At 62.6% G+C, this 13,837-nt stretch carries 19 protein-coding genes, 1 tRNA gene and 1 pseudogene; 8 read left to right on the top strand and 13 right to left on the bottom strand.

Going from position 1 to position 13,837, the window contains the following annotated elements:
• The 3 genes from B9A15_RS20325 to hemE all read right to left on the bottom strand — a co-directional run.
• Nucleotides 1–95 (bottom strand): sugar phosphate nucleotidyltransferase (locus B9A15_RS20325; protein WP_139798514.1); only part of this gene is annotated, 95 nt, incomplete at its 3' end.
• A gap of 247 nt (nucleotides 96–342) precedes the next feature.
• Complete coding sequence (hemJ, locus tag B9A15_RS20320) at nucleotides 343–879, bottom strand: protoporphyrinogen oxidase HemJ (RefSeq protein WP_084412476.1); 537 nt, start codon at nucleotides 877–879, stop codon at nucleotides 343–345.
• A 56-nt stretch (nucleotides 880–935) separates the two neighbouring features.
• Entirely contained in the window at nucleotides 936–1,958 is a 1,023-nt protein-coding gene (gene hemE / locus B9A15_RS20315) for a uroporphyrinogen decarboxylase (RefSeq protein ID WP_084412474.1), read from the bottom strand.
• 610 nt (nucleotides 1,959–2,568) lie between these two features.
• Here hemE and B9A15_RS20310 point away from each other — a divergent pair.
• The 5 genes from B9A15_RS20310 to B9A15_RS20285 all read left to right on the top strand — a co-directional run bounded on the left by B9A15_RS20310 (nucleotide 2,569) and on the right by B9A15_RS20285 (nucleotide 6,146).
• A complete protein-coding gene (locus B9A15_RS20310; protein ID WP_084412472.1) occupies nucleotides 2,569–3,168 on the top strand; it encodes a Maf-like protein in 600 nt (199 codons plus the stop codon).
• Nucleotides 3,161–4,150, top strand: a complete 990-nt coding sequence (locus tag B9A15_RS20305; RefSeq protein ID WP_084412470.1) for a shikimate dehydrogenase — start codon at nucleotides 3,161–3,163, stop codon at nucleotides 4,148–4,150. Before B9A15_RS20310 ends, B9A15_RS20305 begins: the two co-directional genes overlap by 8 nt.
• On the top strand, nucleotides 4,147–4,581 hold the full coding sequence (locus B9A15_RS20300; protein WP_084412468.1) for a hypothetical protein: 435 nt from the start codon (nucleotides 4,147–4,149) through the stop codon (nucleotides 4,579–4,581). The genes B9A15_RS20305 and B9A15_RS20300 overlap by 4 nt, the downstream gene beginning before the upstream one ends.
• Complete coding sequence (coaE, locus tag B9A15_RS20295) at nucleotides 4,578–5,180, top strand: dephospho-CoA kinase (protein ID WP_084412466.1); 603 nt, start codon at nucleotides 4,578–4,580, stop codon at nucleotides 5,178–5,180. Before B9A15_RS20300 ends, coaE begins: the two co-directional genes overlap by 4 nt.
• Before the next feature lie 890 nt (nucleotides 5,181–6,070).
• Nucleotides 6,071–6,146: transfer RNA gene (locus B9A15_RS20285), tRNA-Glu, on the top strand.
• Nucleotides 6,147–6,189: 43 nt separating this feature from the next.
• Here the strand turns inward: B9A15_RS20285 and B9A15_RS20280 are convergent.
• The 9 genes and pseudogenes from B9A15_RS20280 to B9A15_RS20235 all read right to left on the bottom strand — a co-directional run bounded on the left by B9A15_RS20280 (nucleotide 6,190) and on the right by B9A15_RS20235 (nucleotide 12,255).
• Nucleotides 6,190–7,260, bottom strand: a complete 1,071-nt coding sequence (locus tag B9A15_RS20280; RefSeq protein WP_084412462.1) for a tyrosine-type recombinase/integrase — start codon at nucleotides 7,258–7,260, stop codon at nucleotides 6,190–6,192.
• 11 nt (nucleotides 7,261–7,271) lie between these two features.
• Entirely contained in the window at nucleotides 7,272–7,535 is a 264-nt protein-coding gene (locus B9A15_RS20275; protein WP_084412482.1) for a helix-turn-helix transcriptional regulator, read from the bottom strand.
• Between the two features lie 465 nt (nucleotides 7,536–8,000).
• A pseudogene (locus B9A15_RS23500) lies at nucleotides 8,001–8,264 on the bottom strand (DUF2312 domain-containing protein); the annotation flags it as partial.
• The gene (locus B9A15_RS20260) at nucleotides 8,264–9,142 is read right to left on the bottom strand and encodes a ParB N-terminal domain-containing protein (RefSeq protein WP_084412456.1); all 879 of its coding nucleotides are present in this window, start codon (nucleotides 9,140–9,142) and stop codon (nucleotides 8,264–8,266) included. The gene B9A15_RS20260 and the pseudogene B9A15_RS23500, both read right to left, overlap by 1 nt.
• Complete coding sequence (locus B9A15_RS20255) at nucleotides 9,142–9,825, bottom strand: hypothetical protein (protein WP_084412454.1); 684 nt, start codon at nucleotides 9,823–9,825, stop codon at nucleotides 9,142–9,144. Before B9A15_RS20255 ends, B9A15_RS20260 begins: the two co-directional genes overlap by 1 nt.
• Nucleotides 9,822–10,229: a hypothetical protein gene (locus B9A15_RS20250; RefSeq protein WP_084412452.1), complete on the bottom strand. Its 408-nt coding sequence runs from the start codon at nucleotides 10,227–10,229 to the stop codon at nucleotides 9,822–9,824. Before B9A15_RS20250 ends, B9A15_RS20255 begins: the two co-directional genes overlap by 4 nt.
• Nucleotides 10,226–10,576 carry a hypothetical protein gene (locus B9A15_RS20245; protein WP_084412451.1) on the bottom strand — a complete coding sequence of 117 codons (351 nt, stop codon included), beginning with the start codon at nucleotides 10,574–10,576 and terminating at the stop codon, nucleotides 10,226–10,228. Before B9A15_RS20245 ends, B9A15_RS20250 begins: the two co-directional genes overlap by 4 nt.
• 26 nt (nucleotides 10,577–10,602) lie before the next feature.
• Nucleotides 10,603–10,815, bottom strand: coding sequence for a hypothetical protein (locus B9A15_RS20240; protein WP_084412449.1), 213 nt, complete (start codon nucleotides 10,813–10,815; stop codon nucleotides 10,603–10,605).
• A gap of 720 nt (nucleotides 10,816–11,535) precedes the next feature.
• Entirely contained in the window at nucleotides 11,536–12,255 is a 720-nt protein-coding gene (locus tag B9A15_RS20235; protein WP_170923380.1) for a LexA family transcriptional regulator, read from the bottom strand.
• 2 nt (nucleotides 12,256–12,257) lie between these two features.
• Between B9A15_RS20235 and B9A15_RS23905 the strand changes: the two genes are divergently transcribed.
• Nucleotides 12,258–12,560, top strand: coding sequence for a helix-turn-helix domain-containing protein (locus tag B9A15_RS23905; RefSeq protein WP_084412480.1), 303 nt, complete (start codon nucleotides 12,258–12,260; stop codon nucleotides 12,558–12,560).
• A 277-nt stretch (nucleotides 12,561–12,837) separates the two neighbouring features.
• On the opposite strand, the gene B9A15_RS20225 is transcribed toward B9A15_RS23905, so the two are convergent.
• Entirely contained in the window at nucleotides 12,838–13,146 is a 309-nt protein-coding gene (locus B9A15_RS20225) for a hypothetical protein (RefSeq protein ID WP_084412445.1), read from the bottom strand.
• Nucleotides 13,147–13,217: 71 nt separating this feature from the next.
• Between B9A15_RS20225 and B9A15_RS20220 the strand changes: the two genes are divergently transcribed.
• Together B9A15_RS20220 and B9A15_RS23070 are read left to right on the top strand one after the other, a co-directional pair.
• A complete protein-coding gene (locus B9A15_RS20220; protein ID WP_084412443.1) occupies nucleotides 13,218–13,649 on the top strand; it encodes a phage regulatory CII family protein in 432 nt (143 codons plus the stop codon).
• On the top strand, nucleotides 13,646–13,798 hold the full coding sequence (locus B9A15_RS23070) for a hypothetical protein (protein WP_170923379.1): 153 nt from the start codon (nucleotides 13,646–13,648) through the stop codon (nucleotides 13,796–13,798). The genes B9A15_RS20220 and B9A15_RS23070 overlap by 4 nt, the downstream gene beginning before the upstream one ends.
• Nucleotides 13,799–13,837 lie beyond the last annotated feature (39 nt).

The following is a 13,837-nucleotide window of genomic DNA, read 5'->3' as shown; positions in this document are numbered from 1 at the left end:
ACGAACTGCTTCGGCATCGTGTCGCGCGACACCGGCCAGAGCCGCGTGCCGGATCCGCCGGCCATGATGATCGGAACGATGGGCGAAGGCGACATCGGCGAACGTCCTTATACTCGGTCGAATTTCGCAAGAAGACACGCGTCGGGCGCGCCTCCCAGGCTTCCTTACAGGCCGCCGCCCGGATTTGCCAAGCCGGACATGCACCTTGCCTAGCGAGGCCGGCTGACTGGCCCCAGCGCTTCTCAGCCACAACACTCCTCGAGCGCCCACTCATATGAAAGCGGCGCCGGTCATGAACCGGCGCCGTGGATTGCGATCATTGCTGTCTGGGCTAACGAGGCGTCAGAACGGCTTCACCACGACCAGAATGATGATGAAGACGAGCAGCACGGCCGGTGCCTCGTTCCAGACGCGCCAAAAGCGCGAGGAGCGTGTGTTGCGGTCCTCGGCAAAGCGCCGCACGGAGGCCGAATAGAAGCCGTGTATGCCCGACAGGAGGATGACCAGAACGATCTTGGCGTGGAGCCAGGCGCCCTGGAACTGGAAGACGTTCCAGGCGAGCCAGAGACCGGCGACCCAGGTGACGATCATGGACGGGTTGCCGATGCCGCGCAGAAGCCGGCGCTCCATGACCTTGAATGTCTCGGACTGCGGCGTCCCGGGGCCGGCTTCCGTGTGATAGACGAAGAGGCGCGGCAGATAGAGCATCGCCGCCATCCAGGCGATCAGCGCGAAGATATGCACCGATTTGACCCAGAGATAGGCCTCGGGCGGAATCAGCACGAAGGCGAGGACGGCCACGAGCGCGGTAATGGCAAGCGAGATGACAGCGCGCCGGGCCGGGCGGCCGCTGGAGGTCTCGGGGGTCGTCTGGCTCAAGCCCTTCCTTCCTCAAATGCGTCTGATAGCGATTGATGGCATGATGCCAGGGCCGGTCAAAGACCCCGGATGCGCTTCAGCAAGGCTTCCACATGCTCGATCGGGGCTTCGGGCGTGATGCCATGGCCGAGATTGAAGATATGCGGCCCGTCCTTCAGCGTCTCGAGGATGCGGTCGACGCCCTCCTCGAGGGCCTTCCCGCCCGCAATCAGCCTCAAGGGATCGAGATTGCCCTGAACGGCGCCTTGCGCTTGAAGCTCTTTGGCGAAGGAGAGCGGCACCTGCCAGTCGAGGCCGACCGCATTGACGCCGGTCTTTTCCCGATAGGTCTTCAGCAGCGGACCGGCGCCCTTGGCAAAGCCGATGATCTTGGCGTCGGGAATGGCGGCGCGAACCCGGTCGACGATGCGCTTGACCGGGCCGATCGCATAGGCCTCGAAGCTCGCCTCGTCGAGGACGCCGGCCCAGGAATCGAAAATCTGGACGCAATCGGCGCCTGCCTGCAACTGACGGATCAGATAATCCGCGCTCATCTCGGCGAGGATCGCCAGAAGCCTCTCCATGGCCTCCGGATGCCGATAGCCGAAGAGCCGAGCCGGCGCCTGATCCGGCGTTCCGTGACCGGCGATCATATAGGTGGCGACCGTCCAGGGCGCCCCGCAGAACCCGATCAGCGTCGTCTCGTCGGGCAGAGCGTCCCGCAGGCGACCGACAGTGGCGATGACCGGGGCAAGATGGGTCTCGGCCCGGTTCGGCTCCAGGCGGTCAATCTCGTCCACCCGAATAGGGGTCAGTTGCGGTCCCTCGCCTTTGACGAAGGTAAGACCCCGATCCAGCGCGTCGGGAATGACGAGAATGTCGGAGAAGAGGATCGCCGCGTCGAAGCCGAAGCGGCGAATGGGTTGGAGAGTGACCTCGGTTGCCAGATCGGGATTGTAGCAGAGATCGAGAAAACCACCGGCCTGTTCGCGCGTCGCGCGATATTCAGGGAGATAGCGCCCGGCCTGGCGCATCAGCCAGGTCGGCGGCGGGAAGACGGTCTCGCCATTCAGCACCCGGACGAGCTTGCGATCGGCCATGCGTGGTCTCTCCCAACAAAGAATCCCTTATTGAAAGGAATCTTGATTCTTCTTCGAGTCGGTGGATTGCCGGAATCCCCAAACGCTATTGCGTCCTCGGGTCCGCCAAAGCTCTCCCCAGCCTCGTAGCGGCCAATTTCGAACCTGTCGAGAAAAGCGGGAAGATTTGCAGCGAATCGCCTTGGGCCTCAGCGTCAAGTCGGCCCTCTCGGCCGATGCTTTAAGGCGGCCGATCTTGTGGACAGCGGAGGACAATCGATCGTTTCCCACAAATTCCCGCATCGCTCCCGCACAGGGCCGCCATCGTCCGACTCTGTGGATGGAAAGACGGTTATCCCGGCACAGTCCCGCTTCGCCTCGATCTTGTTCCGCCCCATCCCGAACTTTGAACAGGGCGCGAAGAATCGTGGGAGTTGCAAGCGCCCGCTCTTGCTTTCGTCTGGCGAATCGAGTCCGCTCGTCATCTAAGGTGGTCTTCACACCCGACCCGCGTTAAGAGCCATATCGGACCGGCGATCCGCCTTGCTGGGGAGGAAAAGGGCTGCTGCTCTCGATCCCTTCCCCTCGCGGTGCGCCGGCAGGGCAAACCAGGACGGACGGGCCGCACGCAATGTCCAAAGGGATCGTACTCGCTTCCGCGAGTGTTCACCGCCGAGAGCTTCTGAAGAATGCCGGCATCGACTTCACCTGCGAGCCGAGCGAGCTCGACGAGCGGGCGATCGAGGCGCCTTTGAAGGATTCCGGTGTCTCGCCCGACGAGATCGCGCAGATCCTCGCCGAGGCCAAGGCGGTGGATGTCTCGGAGCGCCATCCGAATGAGATCGTCATCGGCGCTGACCAGACCTTGTCGCTGGGCGACGAGACCTTTCATAAGCCGGCCAATATGGAGGAGGCGCGCCGTCGTCTCCTGGCACTCTCCGGCAAGACCCATCATTTGAATAGCGCCGTCGTCCTCGTCGAGCGCGGTGAGGTGACGTGGCGCCATACCTCCGTCGCCGCCTTGACCATGCGCCCGCTCGATCCGGGTTTTATCGGCCGTCATCTCGCTCATGTCGGCTCGAAGGCGCTGACCAGCGTCGGCGCCTATCAGATCGAGAAGGAGGGCATTCAGTTGATGGAGGCGATCGATGGCGACTATTTCACCATTATCGGTCTGCCGCTTTTGCCGCTTCTGAAGGAGCTGCGCCGGCGAGGCGAGATCGATGGCTGATCAGAAGACGATCGCCGAGCGCGACGCCGAATGGGAGCCCAAACCCTATGTCAGCGGCGAGGCGCGGCCGCGCGGGGAAGGGTCGGTCTTCGACCCCAACGCAAAACGGGCGAGCGAAACGGGGCCAAGAGCCTTCGTCACCGGCTGGCCGGTCTGGCATTCGCGCTCGCCGCTCATCCACGGCAATTGGCTGAAGACCTATGGCCTTGCCGGCTCCTATAACCGGGTGGGTGTGCCGCCGGAAGAGATCGATGATTTTCTGAGAGGCCTGAAAGCCACAGGCTATGTGGGCGGCAATGTCACGATCCCCCATAAGGAGCGGGCTTTCGCCCTCGTTGACCAGCGCGACGCCGCGGCCGCGGCGATCGGTGCCGTCAACACGCTCTGGTTTGAAGGTGAGAGGCTGGTCGGCGGCAATACGGATGCTTTCGGTTTTGCCAAGAATCTCGATGAGCACTTGTCCGGTTGGGCCGATGCGGAGCATGCGGTCGTTCTCGGCGCAGGGGGCGCGGCACGCGCGGTGATCTTCGCGCTCATCGATCGCGGCGTCGCCCATGTCTCGGTGGTCAATCGGACGCTCTCCCGGGCCGAGGCCCTGGCGGAGATGTTCGGATCGGCCGTCTCTGCCCATTCGGAGGCGGAGCGCGAGGCGCTCCTGTCCAATGCCGATCTTCTGGTGAACACCGCGCCCGTTCCCGAACGGGACCCGGACGAGGACAAGGTACCGCCGATGTTTCACGTGAAACCATCGGTTAACCTGTCGATGATGCGCAGCGATTCGCTCGTCACCGATATCGTCTATTCGCCCTTGATGACACCGACCCTCAATGGCGCCGAGGCCGCTGGGCTTCGCTTCTGCGACGGGCTTGGCATGCTGCTGCACCAAGCGGTTCCGGGCTTCGAACGCTGGTTCGGCCAGCGGCCGGAGGTGACCGAGACGCTTCGGGCGCTCATCCTCAAAGATCTGGGACTGGCCGAATGAGTGCGATCAGCCCGGGTGAGGCGCAAAGGCCGGGTCGCCCGCCGCTTCTCGGCGGGATCGAAGCCCTGTTCTCCGCTTATGCCAAGGCGCTGGATGACGAGGACTCAGCCGCGCTTGCCGCCTGTTTCGCAACCCCCATCACCATCTGGCATGACGGGCGCGCCAGCGCCTATGCCAATCGCGACAGTCTCACCAGCCATCTCGGAACGCTGATCCGCGCCAATGAGAAGGCGCGGATCGAACGTTCTTGCTGGACAGCCTATGATTGGATCATCTCCGGCCACACCGCTTTCGTCGCCATTGGCTGGCGCCAGGAACGCGGCGGCCGCGTCATCGTCGAATCGGTCTGCCGCTACGCTCTTCGCTTCGATGAAGGGCCGGGCCGTTGGGCAATCACCTTCGTGATCAACGAGGACCTGCGCGAGCAATGATCCGTTTGGGTCTCACGGGATCGATCGGCATGGGCAAGTCGACGACGGCTGAAATGTTCGTCGCTGAAGGCATTCCCATCCATTCCGCCGATGCCGCCGTCCATCGCCTTTATGCGGGCCGGGCCGCACCCTTGATCGAGGACGCCTTTCCCGGCGTCGTGGAAAACGGTGTCGTCGACCGGGCGCGTCTGAGCGAGCGCGTGCTTGGCGACAAGACAGCGCTGAAGCGACTTGAGGCGATCATCCATCCTCTCGTGCGGGAGGAGGAGGAGCGCTTCGTCGCCGAGGCCGAAGCCGGCGGTTCATGGCTCGTCGTTCTGGATATTCCGCTTCTTTATGAGACAGGTGCAGAGGCGCGCTGCGACAAGGTACTAGTCGTCACGGCGGCGCCCGACATTCAGCAGGCGCGTGTGCTTGCTCGCCCTGGGATGACGGCTGAGAAGTTCGAAGCCATTTTGAGAAGCCAGGTGCCGGATGCCGAAAAGCGGCGCCGCGCCGATTTTCTGGTCGAGACGGGCAGCGGGATCGAGCCGGCGCGAATGCGGGTGCGCCAGATCATCGCCGAGCTGCAGGATGGGTCTTCAGTCTTAAGCGTCTGAATGTCTGGGGGAATGGGCTGATCACGGCACCCAAACCGACTGCGCTCACGGTCTCAGGCTCCCTGACTTTGCGTAAGGCTTGAGCCTGACGATTTTTTTGGCACTCGCGCCCTTGTCATGCCGCAATCAGACGCCCATACTTCTTGCATGTTCAACGAAGCGAAAGGAGGTGATCCGATGTCGAGTGATTGTCTAAAGCCGGTTGGGTCTTCGAATCGGACGGTCAACGAGGAGCAGCCTTCTCGCTTCGCCTGACGATTTACGGCCGGGCATCGCCCTCGAGCTAAAGGCGCGCATGAAGCGCGACGAACCGCTCGAAGATGGTCGATGGCCCACTGGCTTGAGGATCACGGGGCCGCCTCCGAAAGGAGGCGGCCTTTCGTGTTTTTAGGGTGGGGTCTTGGATGAAACGGGTCTCAATCGGTCCCTTCCCTTCCGCCGGCTTCATGTTGCCGAGCCGATCGTCCGATGGGCAAAGGACTGGGCCACGCGGCAGAATCCGCAAAGATTCGCCGACAGCCGGAGCCGAAACCGCGCTCGAGCCCAAGCCAAACCGCTTTGGCGAGGCACTCCCATGGTCTTTCAATCAGACCGCCGGACGAATGGATTGACCCCTTGCGTCAATCCACCTCCGGCGGGGGCTCAGACCCCGCTCGGGCTGCCAGCGGACATTCGAAAGCGATGCTTTCATATATCCGCTGGTATCAGACGGCTGGACGGTCACGCCGCATGGCCTACCGGCCTCGAATTACGTGGTCCGTCAGCCTGTTATCGCTGGTAACGGGGCCTGGTGTTTACCGCCCCGACAAATCATTCCATCTTTTGTGACGGATTGAAGAAAGCCCCTTGCGTCCGCCAGCGCCAACCTCTATACGAGCCCTCGTCGGAACGCTCCCATCGTCTAGCGGTCTAGGACGTCGCCCTCTCACGGCGAAAACAGGGGTTCGAGTCCCCTTGGGAGTACCACTTTCCTTATTTCACAGGCGTTTGAGGCCCGGTTAGCCACAGGTTAGCCAATTCGGTTAGCCACGGCCTTGTAAGCGTCGATCACGAGCCGAATTTGTTCGGCGTCGCGGCTGTAAAGTTCCGCGTGTTCGATGTCCTCATGGCCGAGCGCCGCCATGATCTGGCGTGTCGTGCCGCCGCCTTCGGCGATCAGGCGTCCGAGCGTTTTTCTCAATCCATGGATCGTGCGGCCTGGCTCCAAGCCGGCGGCCTTCGTCCAGTCGGCCATGCGGCCGGTCAGGCTCTTGTCGGAAAACGGCTTGCCATATGCTGTGAGCAGGACATGCGGGCCTTTCCGCTCGGTCGCGTTCAGCACTTCCGTCAGCTCCGGCGCCTCCGGGACGAAGAGAGCCGCATCCGTTTTGTGCTGGCGCAGATTGAATCCTGGAACCGCCATGCCGCCATGCTTGCGCGTCGTGCGTTGCGACCAGCGCAGATTCACCACGTCCAGACGGCGGTTCCCAAGCCATAGGGCCAGGCAGAAGACCAGGCGCGGGGTCGTTCCTGGCGACCAATGCAAGCGAAAGGCATCGAGGTCGGCATCCGACCACGCTTTGTGGCCTTCTGTCTCCGGCTTCTTCATGACCGCGAGTGTCGGATCAACCTCGATCCACTCCGCGTCGAGTGCCGCGCGGATCATCTTTCGAATGACGACAAGCATGCGCCACGCGGCATGAGGCGTCTCGGCGCGATCGCCCAATAGCTGGGCGATGTGGCGGCGCCTGACATCCGTGATCGGGACGTCGCCCCATAGGAGATCGAGCTCGGGCCCGACCTTCAAAGCCAGAAACCGATCCGCAATGCGCTCCGTGCCCTCGCGCGTGATCGGCCGTGCCGTCTTCCATGCCGGGGTTCGACGATGGAGTGCCCATGCCTCGGAGAACGTCTTCTTCGGCTCGGCCGCTGGTTTGATCGATTGCCCATTCAGCGCCTTATAGAAGGCTTCGTCGAACGCCCCCTCCCCCGGGCTTCCCGGTAAGGAGATCGTCTTGCCGTTTCGACGAAAGCGCCAGCGCTCGCGGCCGTGGCGGTCGAGAAAGCTCGTGCAGAAGGGATAGTCCGGATGGGTGGCCATAGGCTCATTCTTCATCTGTGGCGGCCCTGGGCAAGATCTATCAGATTGGCGGCGGGCGCTTCGTCGAGATCGGCAAAGGCCGCGTCGAGCAAATAGCGATCCCAGACCACCCGGCTGCCCACCCGCTTTGGCTTCGGCATCTCACCGACTGACACCATGTCTTCGAACTTGCGGACGGAAACGCCGATCCAACGAGCGGCTTCCATCTTGGATAGGCCGCGTGGCGCATAGGCGATCGGATCGGGCCGAAGGTTTCGAGCTTTGGGTTCTGGCATCACGACACCCGCATTGGCATGAGGACGATGGCTCGGCTTCTGCCGCATGTCTGAGTGGCCGCGCGCATTGCGGGGCCACGGCAGGTGAACCTCAACGAAGTGATTTGGAGGGTCATCATGATGGCCGCCTTTGGGATCGTTTGGCCTGATGCTCCGCCTTCATCGCCTCCGAGACGTCTCGGCAGGCGTTCAGGATTTTGCGGCCTTCGCGCGGATAGCCGTTCGCCAAGAGCGTCCGACCAGCTTTCGCGGAGCGCTTGAGGGCCCAGACCACTGCGATCGACGATCTTGCGTCATGAATGAGCTGAGCGAATGAGCGCGTCATGAGAAGGTCGGGCCTTCCGCCCGGGTCCGGCGTAGGGCTTCGTCTTCATTGCTTTCAGCAGCGGCGTGGCGACGGCCACCCTCGCGCGGCGCGCGGCCCTTACGCTGGATCGGAAGCTCGCCGTCGTCGAAGGGCAAGTCGGGATTCATGCCGAGCGCCGACAGATAGAGGTCAAGGATCGCCTCCTGCTCCTGGCGTTCGTTCTGATCCTGCCTGCGGAGAGAAACGACCTTGCGCAGCACCTTGGTGTCGAAGCCGTTGCCCTTCGCTTCGGCATAGACATCCTTGATGTCGTCCGCGATCGTCTTCTTGTCTTCCTCGAGCCGTTCGATGCGCTCGACGAACGACCGAAGCTGATTTCCGGCAAGAAGCTGATTTCCGGCAATATGGCTGACGTCAGACATCAGGCAGCCTTCGGCGCAGGCAGCGCCATCCGCTCGGGCATCGCCTTGTCGAGCGCGTCGCCGATCAGACTTTCCAGAATTTCGATCTTCGAGACGAAGGGCTGGCCCGCCCGACGGCGCTGGGCAACCATGTTTTCTGCCTCGCTTTCCAGCGCCCAGACATCCATGGCGGCAAGTGACGCCTTCAATCCGTCCGAGTTCCTGAGGCACCGGGGCCGGCTCGCGATCGCCTCGAAAAGCGGCTTGAAATAGGCAAAGCTCCAGAGTTCCACGGTATCGCCGGTGCCTTCGGCCTCGCGTAGAACCGTCAGCGTCTTCTGCGTTCGTTCGGCGCCATGTGTTGCGATCGCCTTGCGCAGATAGGTGATCGAATAGATCTGTCCGGCTTGCTTGTCGGCGGCGGGCGTCGCGTTCCGGCCGATCTTGCAGCCGGCGGCGCTGGCAATCTCGTCGAGTTCGATCGCCCATGTTTCCCGGGCCGTCAGGGCGGCCTTGTAGATTTGCCACGCCGTAACACGAGTGACGAGGCCGTTGATGGCCGCAAAAGCAGCGGCCTGACGTGTCCGGTCCATCGGAGTGACCTGGCAGGGCACCTGGCTGAAGCCGCAGGCTGCCGCCGCATGGGTGCGGTGCTGCCCGTCGATGATCGCAAAGCGGCCCCCTTCGATTGGGGCGACATGAACCGTCGAGAATTTCGACCAGTCGAACCGTTCGGCAATCCGGCGGATCGCCTTCATGTTGTCGGCCCGCAATTCGCGCTGATAGCTCTCGTCGACCACCAGCAGCTCGATGTCGATCCATTGCAGCATTGGCGCTGGCCCGGGCTCGATGGATGGCGGGCGCGGGAGATCGCGCGAAATTGGTCGAAGCTCGGACATCACGCGGCTCCTTCGGAGAGGGTTCGGCCCGCCGCCTTTGCGGCGTCCGGGCAAAGAGCGGTCAGAGCCGCAGCGAAGCGCTCTTCGGCAATGGCCGGCGGCCAGGGTCGGATGCGGCCTTGGCGCAGGCGCAAGGGTGGTGAGGCCTCGACCCGCTCGTTCCAGGGCCGCGGCGCCGGGCGCATCAGATCCCGCTTTTCGGTGGCGAGCGCGCGCAGGTCATAGCTCTTGACCAGGGCTGCGATGCGCGAGGTCGGCTCGTCGAGGCCGGCGGCCTTCCAGATCGCGGCGTCGAGCCGGGCCTTCACCCGCGCTTCCGCGTCCTGAAACACGGCTACGACAACGGCCGCTGCCGCCTGGGAGGCAAAGCGCGCGGCGCAGCGTATGCGCGCCTCGTGGGCGACCGCCTCCGCCATGGGCCTCGGCCGATCGCCGATCAAGGCTTCGTGCCCATCATGGAGGAGGCAATGGGCGGCGAGCTCGCCGTCGCCTGTCTCGTCGAGCGCGCTTTCGGCCATGAGGACCGAATGCTGGGCGACGGAATAGGCGATGTCGGTCTGGCCGGCGAAGCGGGCGATCAGCGAGAGGCCATGGCCGATCTCGGTGAACAGATGCTCGGCTGTGAAGACCGGCTTCTCATAGACGAGCGCGCGGCCGGTGACGGTCTGGGCCCATGCGGTCATTGCGCACCGCCTTCGGCCTTGGTCGATGGCGCATGATGCCGGTCAAGCACGCGTTGGGCTTCGGCCTCAGTCTCGTGTTCGCTGAACTGCCAACCGCCGTCATCGGGCACGATGGCAAGCCACTTTTCATAGACGACAAGGCCTCCTTCGACGCAGACCGGCGCCTCGCAAAAGTCTTTGCCGCATGCTCTCACGAGTCTTTCCAGATCGTGATCCGAGGCTTCCGGCTCGTTCTTGACCCAGACCCATTGCGGGCTGGTTTGGGGCGCCGTGTAGACCGGCACCGTGAAGACCTCCTTCTGCCAGGCCTCACACCGGTCCTCAGCGCGAATGAAGACGGGTGGCTCAACCCCGAGGAGATCAGGGCGCTTGATATAGCCGACAGGCTTTTGTGCTTCGCTCATCGGCTCATCTCCTGGCCCCGCTCGGCGCTCTCGGCGGCCATGCCGAAGGCGATGCGTCGGGCCTCGGCGCCGTGTTTCTCGATCTCGGCCATGGTGAAGCCGCGAAGGGCAAGATCGGCGTCGGAACAGGATTCGGCTCCCCCTTGCGCGATCTCGATCATGTGGCCGGCCATCGCCTCGGCGAGATCGTTGGGCCGGAACTGGGGGGCCGGAAACACGCCGGCTTGGAACAAGGACTTGCGCCGGGCAGCGTCGCGCTTGGCGGTCATCTCGCCGAACAGGCGGGCTTCACGGCGGGCCTGAGCGAGGGTGAGAGGCGTCTGCCCCTCATGCTTCGAGATCTGCATGATGGTCTCCATCGAAAAGGACAATGTCAGGACAGGGAGGCGCCAGCGGCGATGCCGAGAAGAACGCAGCCGGCGCAGGCAAGGCCGAAAACCGCGAGGAAGATGCCGAAGTCGAACTCGCGCTGTTCGGCCAGCGGCGAGCGCATCGGATCGTCGCGGCGCTGATGCCAGACGCGGTCAAATCCGCCTTCGCGCGCAATCCTCCGCGTGTGGGCCGGGCCGAAGCCCACGCGGACCACGCCTGCCGGCCTCGGTCGCGAATTGCGCTTATAAATGAGATGCCGGCCCGCGTGTGCAGACACGGACCGGCCCGCAACATCCTCACAAGACATGGAGGCGAGGACATTGAGGAACGGAGAGACTGGAGTGGGAAGAGCCGGAATGCTTGGCTCAGCGGGTTCGATAAACGATGGCATCAAGCTCTCCTCATGAGGCACGAACAGGCCTCTCGCGTCTGAGAAGATGAATTTGCCATCAGGCAACCTAAGTGTCAATTGGCAAATTGCCGAACGGCAAAATGCGACGGCTCGATGTCCGTCTGCCTAACGTCTCATCGTGGTCACGGCCGAATTGGCCTCAAACTTTTCCCCACTGTTGTCCCCAAGCGGTTTGCATGCCCCGGTGTATCTGACTCGACTTCGGCGAGCACTTCTGGAATCGATAGGGAAACAGAACGAGAACTTGCGGGTTGCGTATGAGCGAGGGTGCCGGATTGAAAGCTGACGAAGAGCGCCCGCTATCAGAGCTCAACTGCGTAACGGTGACGTGCCATGATTGCGGCCGGACCAATGTTGTGTTTCCGAACGATCGGCAAAAGCCAACCAGGCCAATGACAGCCGCTCGATATATATCAGCAATCACTTGCCCAACTTGCCGGCGTTCTGGCGAGGATGGGAAGGATTTAGCATTGGCGGCGCAATGGGTTTCGGAGCAAAGCGAAGAGGCAAGAGAAGCTATGGCTACACGTCTAGCGTCGCCACGATCTTATGCACGGCTATGACCTCGTCGCGCGGGAAGCGAAGCTCGAATTTATCTGCGTCCGATGCATCTTCTGAAACGCCTTCGCGTGTATTGAACTGACGCAGCACCAAGCCGCTCGACGTCATCGAGACGAACTGTTTGACATAAGCCCCTGGATCATCGCCTTCGAACTGGCCGGCAACCTGTGCGATAACGAAGTTGCCTTGTCGAACGGGGATATGCGGGTTCACAAAGACCGCTTCGCCGGGAAAGTATCGTGGCTCCATGCTCGATCCTGATACGAACACGCCGTAGGCATCCTTGACGTTCTCAAGTGACGGCGGGCAGAGCACGTCCATGACCTTCTGGCCGTTGAGGACAAAGCGACCGTCCTTCCCTCCCGCCACCTGCCCGTAGATCCCGATGGTCGCTCGCGGAAATTCCACTGGCACGAATGGCGAAGCATTCGGCAGCGGTCGAGGAGGGCGACTGGCGCGGGACGCAGGCAGCGAGACAGCTTCGCCGCCTTCCAAGAAATCCGAGATTTCGCTGAGATCAACGTCCAGAGCGCTTGCGATCTTCAATGCGCTCTCAAGACGCAGGCCCCGCTTACCCTTCTCAATGCGCGAGAGCTGGCCCGCCGAGATGTCCGTCATCTCTGCCAATTTTTCGAGGGTGATGCCGCGTTCGTCTCGCAGTCGACGGATGTGGTTAGTCATGAATGACTTATTCGCCAATTGGCAAAAATTCGCCATGGCCGGGTGGCAAATTGTCAGTTGACAAATTTATTGCCACTCGGCAAATATGCAGCATGACCCTCGCTGATTTCCTCCGAACCAATGAGATGAGCCCCGCAGCCTTCGCGGCCGAGCTCGGAGTTCCGGCATCGACAATCACAAGGATCATCCGTGGAGAGCGCACGCCTCGCCTGGATACAATCCAGAAGATTGTCGCAGCAACGTCTGGCGCCGTTACGATTAATGACTTTGTCCGAGCGTCATCGACTGAAGGAGCCGTCGCATGAGCGGGCGGCTTGGAGCGCAACAGGCGCAAAATCGGGCGATTGTTGTTGGCGGGCGTGATCATGGCTCGAAGCCTCGCCGCCCCGCGACAGTCTGTCATGTGATGCCGGCTAAGGATCGATCGCGAAGCGAGGGCGGCGATCAGTCGGGTGGCTCATCCGGCGGGAGGGCCAAGCGATGAGCGAGTGCGTCTTGAACGCCAGCCTTGTGAGATCGCTGACGCGATCGGCCGGATCGATCCAGGTGCGACGGCGCCTCGTCCCGCTTGCTGCCTATCAGTCAGGTTTCGTCTGGCAAGGGGGGCAAGTCGGGGATGATGACATCGCCCTGCTTGTTCAGCCACTCGGCCGCCAGGCCCGCCCTCAGAATTGTTGCAGCCAAGTCTCTGGCAAGGACCGGATTGATCCGAAGATCAGTGATATCGCCGTTTCCGCACATCATCCTCAACAGCAGGGCGTTTGGGTGAACAGCGATGTCGAAGGATCGCACGTGCGCAAACCGCTCGAAGGCATTGTCTGGAATTCGCGGTGGCTTTCGCTTGGCCGCATCTCGCCATGCCTGCATTTGATCTTCGGTGAAGGGCTTCATCGCTTAGTCCTCCGAATTTGGTGCCGGCTAGCTTTCACCGGTCAGCGCCTAACACGCAAGAGCCGCAGCCGATGAGCGAGCTTTCTCCCGACGATCGCGCTTTGAAGGTGATGACGAGCGCGCTGATCGACGCTTGCGGCGGGGCCTGCGCCGCCGCGCAGCTGCTCGGCAAGGCCCAGAGCCTCGTCTCCGGCTATGCCGTGATGAGCGAGCCGAAGCGCTTCATGCCGCTGTCGGATGTCGCGACCCTCGAGCGCCATTGCGGCCAGCCAATCGTCTCGCGCTGGCTCGTCGATCGACATACCGCGCCGCCAAAGCCTGAAGCTCTTGCCCTCAACGATGTGGGCCGGCTGACGATCGAGACCGGCGATGTCGCTCGTGTCGTTCTTCAGGCGCTGGAAGATGGACGCGTCGATTCCGCCGAGCGCCAGGCGATCCGCCGCGAGCTGGGCGAATTGGTGCGCGCGGCGAGCCTTATCCTCGAAAAGGTAAGCCAGCCATGAGCCGCCCCGCCGACCTTTGGCGCGTCCTCGAAGAGACGCTGACCGACATCGACCTTCTCGCCCGCTTCGCTGTGGAAGGCACACGCTATCGCCGCCGGACGGTTGCAGCTGTGACGGGCACGCCGGACCCGATCGAGGGGTGGCGGTGATGATCCTGTTCTCACGCCAGTCGCGGGGCGGCTGGAAAA

Source organism: Fulvimarina manganoxydans (genome assembly GCF_900176465.1).
Classification (GTDB): domain Bacteria; phylum Pseudomonadota; class Alphaproteobacteria; order Rhizobiales; family Rhizobiaceae; genus Fulvimarina; species Fulvimarina manganoxydans.
The sequence above is the reverse complement of the archived record's forward strand: the minus strand, read 5'-3'. Positions and strand labels throughout refer to the sequence as shown.

Coding starts and splice junctions, on each gene's coding strand:
- B9A15_RS20225 (WP_084412445.1), bottom strand. CDS start 13,146: ATGAAGCCCTTCACCGAAGATCAAATGCAGGCATGGCGAGATGCGGCC.
- B9A15_RS20235 (WP_170923380.1), bottom strand. CDS start 12,255: ATGACTAACCACATCCGTCGACTGCGAGACGAACGCGGCATCACCCTC.
- hemE (WP_084412474.1), bottom strand. CDS start 1,958: ATGGCCGATCGCAAGCTCGTCCGGGTGCTGAATGGCGAGACCGTCTTC.
- B9A15_RS20250 (WP_084412452.1), bottom strand. CDS start 10,229: ATGAGCGAAGCACAAAAGCCTGTCGGCTATATCAAGCGCCCTGATCTC.
- B9A15_RS23905 (WP_084412480.1), top strand. CDS start 12,258: ATGACTTATTCGCCAATTGGCAAAAATTCGCCATGGCCGGGTGGCAAA.
- B9A15_RS20275 (WP_084412482.1), bottom strand. CDS start 7,535: ATGCCAGAACCCAAAGCTCGAAACCTTCGGCCCGATCCGATCGCCTAT.
- B9A15_RS20220 (WP_084412443.1), top strand. CDS start 13,218: ATGAGCGAGCTTTCTCCCGACGATCGCGCTTTGAAGGTGATGACGAGC.
- B9A15_RS20300 (WP_084412468.1), top strand. CDS start 4,147: ATGAGTGCGATCAGCCCGGGTGAGGCGCAAAGGCCGGGTCGCCCGCCG.
- B9A15_RS20245 (WP_084412451.1), bottom strand. CDS start 10,576: ATGCAGATCTCGAAGCATGAGGGGCAGACGCCTCTCACCCTCGCTCAG.
- B9A15_RS20260 (WP_084412456.1), bottom strand. CDS start 9,142: ATGTCCGAGCTTCGACCAATTTCGCGCGATCTCCCGCGCCCGCCATCC.
- B9A15_RS20305 (WP_084412470.1), top strand. CDS start 3,161: ATGGCTGATCAGAAGACGATCGCCGAGCGCGACGCCGAATGGGAGCCC.
- B9A15_RS20280 (WP_084412462.1), bottom strand. CDS start 7,260: ATGGCCACCCATCCGGACTATCCCTTCTGCACGAGCTTTCTCGACCGC.
- coaE (WP_084412466.1), top strand. CDS start 4,578: ATGATCCGTTTGGGTCTCACGGGATCGATCGGCATGGGCAAGTCGACG.
- B9A15_RS23070 (WP_170923379.1), top strand. CDS start 13,646: ATGAGCCGCCCCGCCGACCTTTGGCGCGTCCTCGAAGAGACGCTGACC.
- B9A15_RS20310 (WP_084412472.1), top strand. CDS start 2,569: ATGTCCAAAGGGATCGTACTCGCTTCCGCGAGTGTTCACCGCCGAGAG.
- B9A15_RS20255 (WP_084412454.1), bottom strand. CDS start 9,825: ATGACCGCATGGGCCCAGACCGTCACCGGCCGCGCGCTCGTCTATGAG.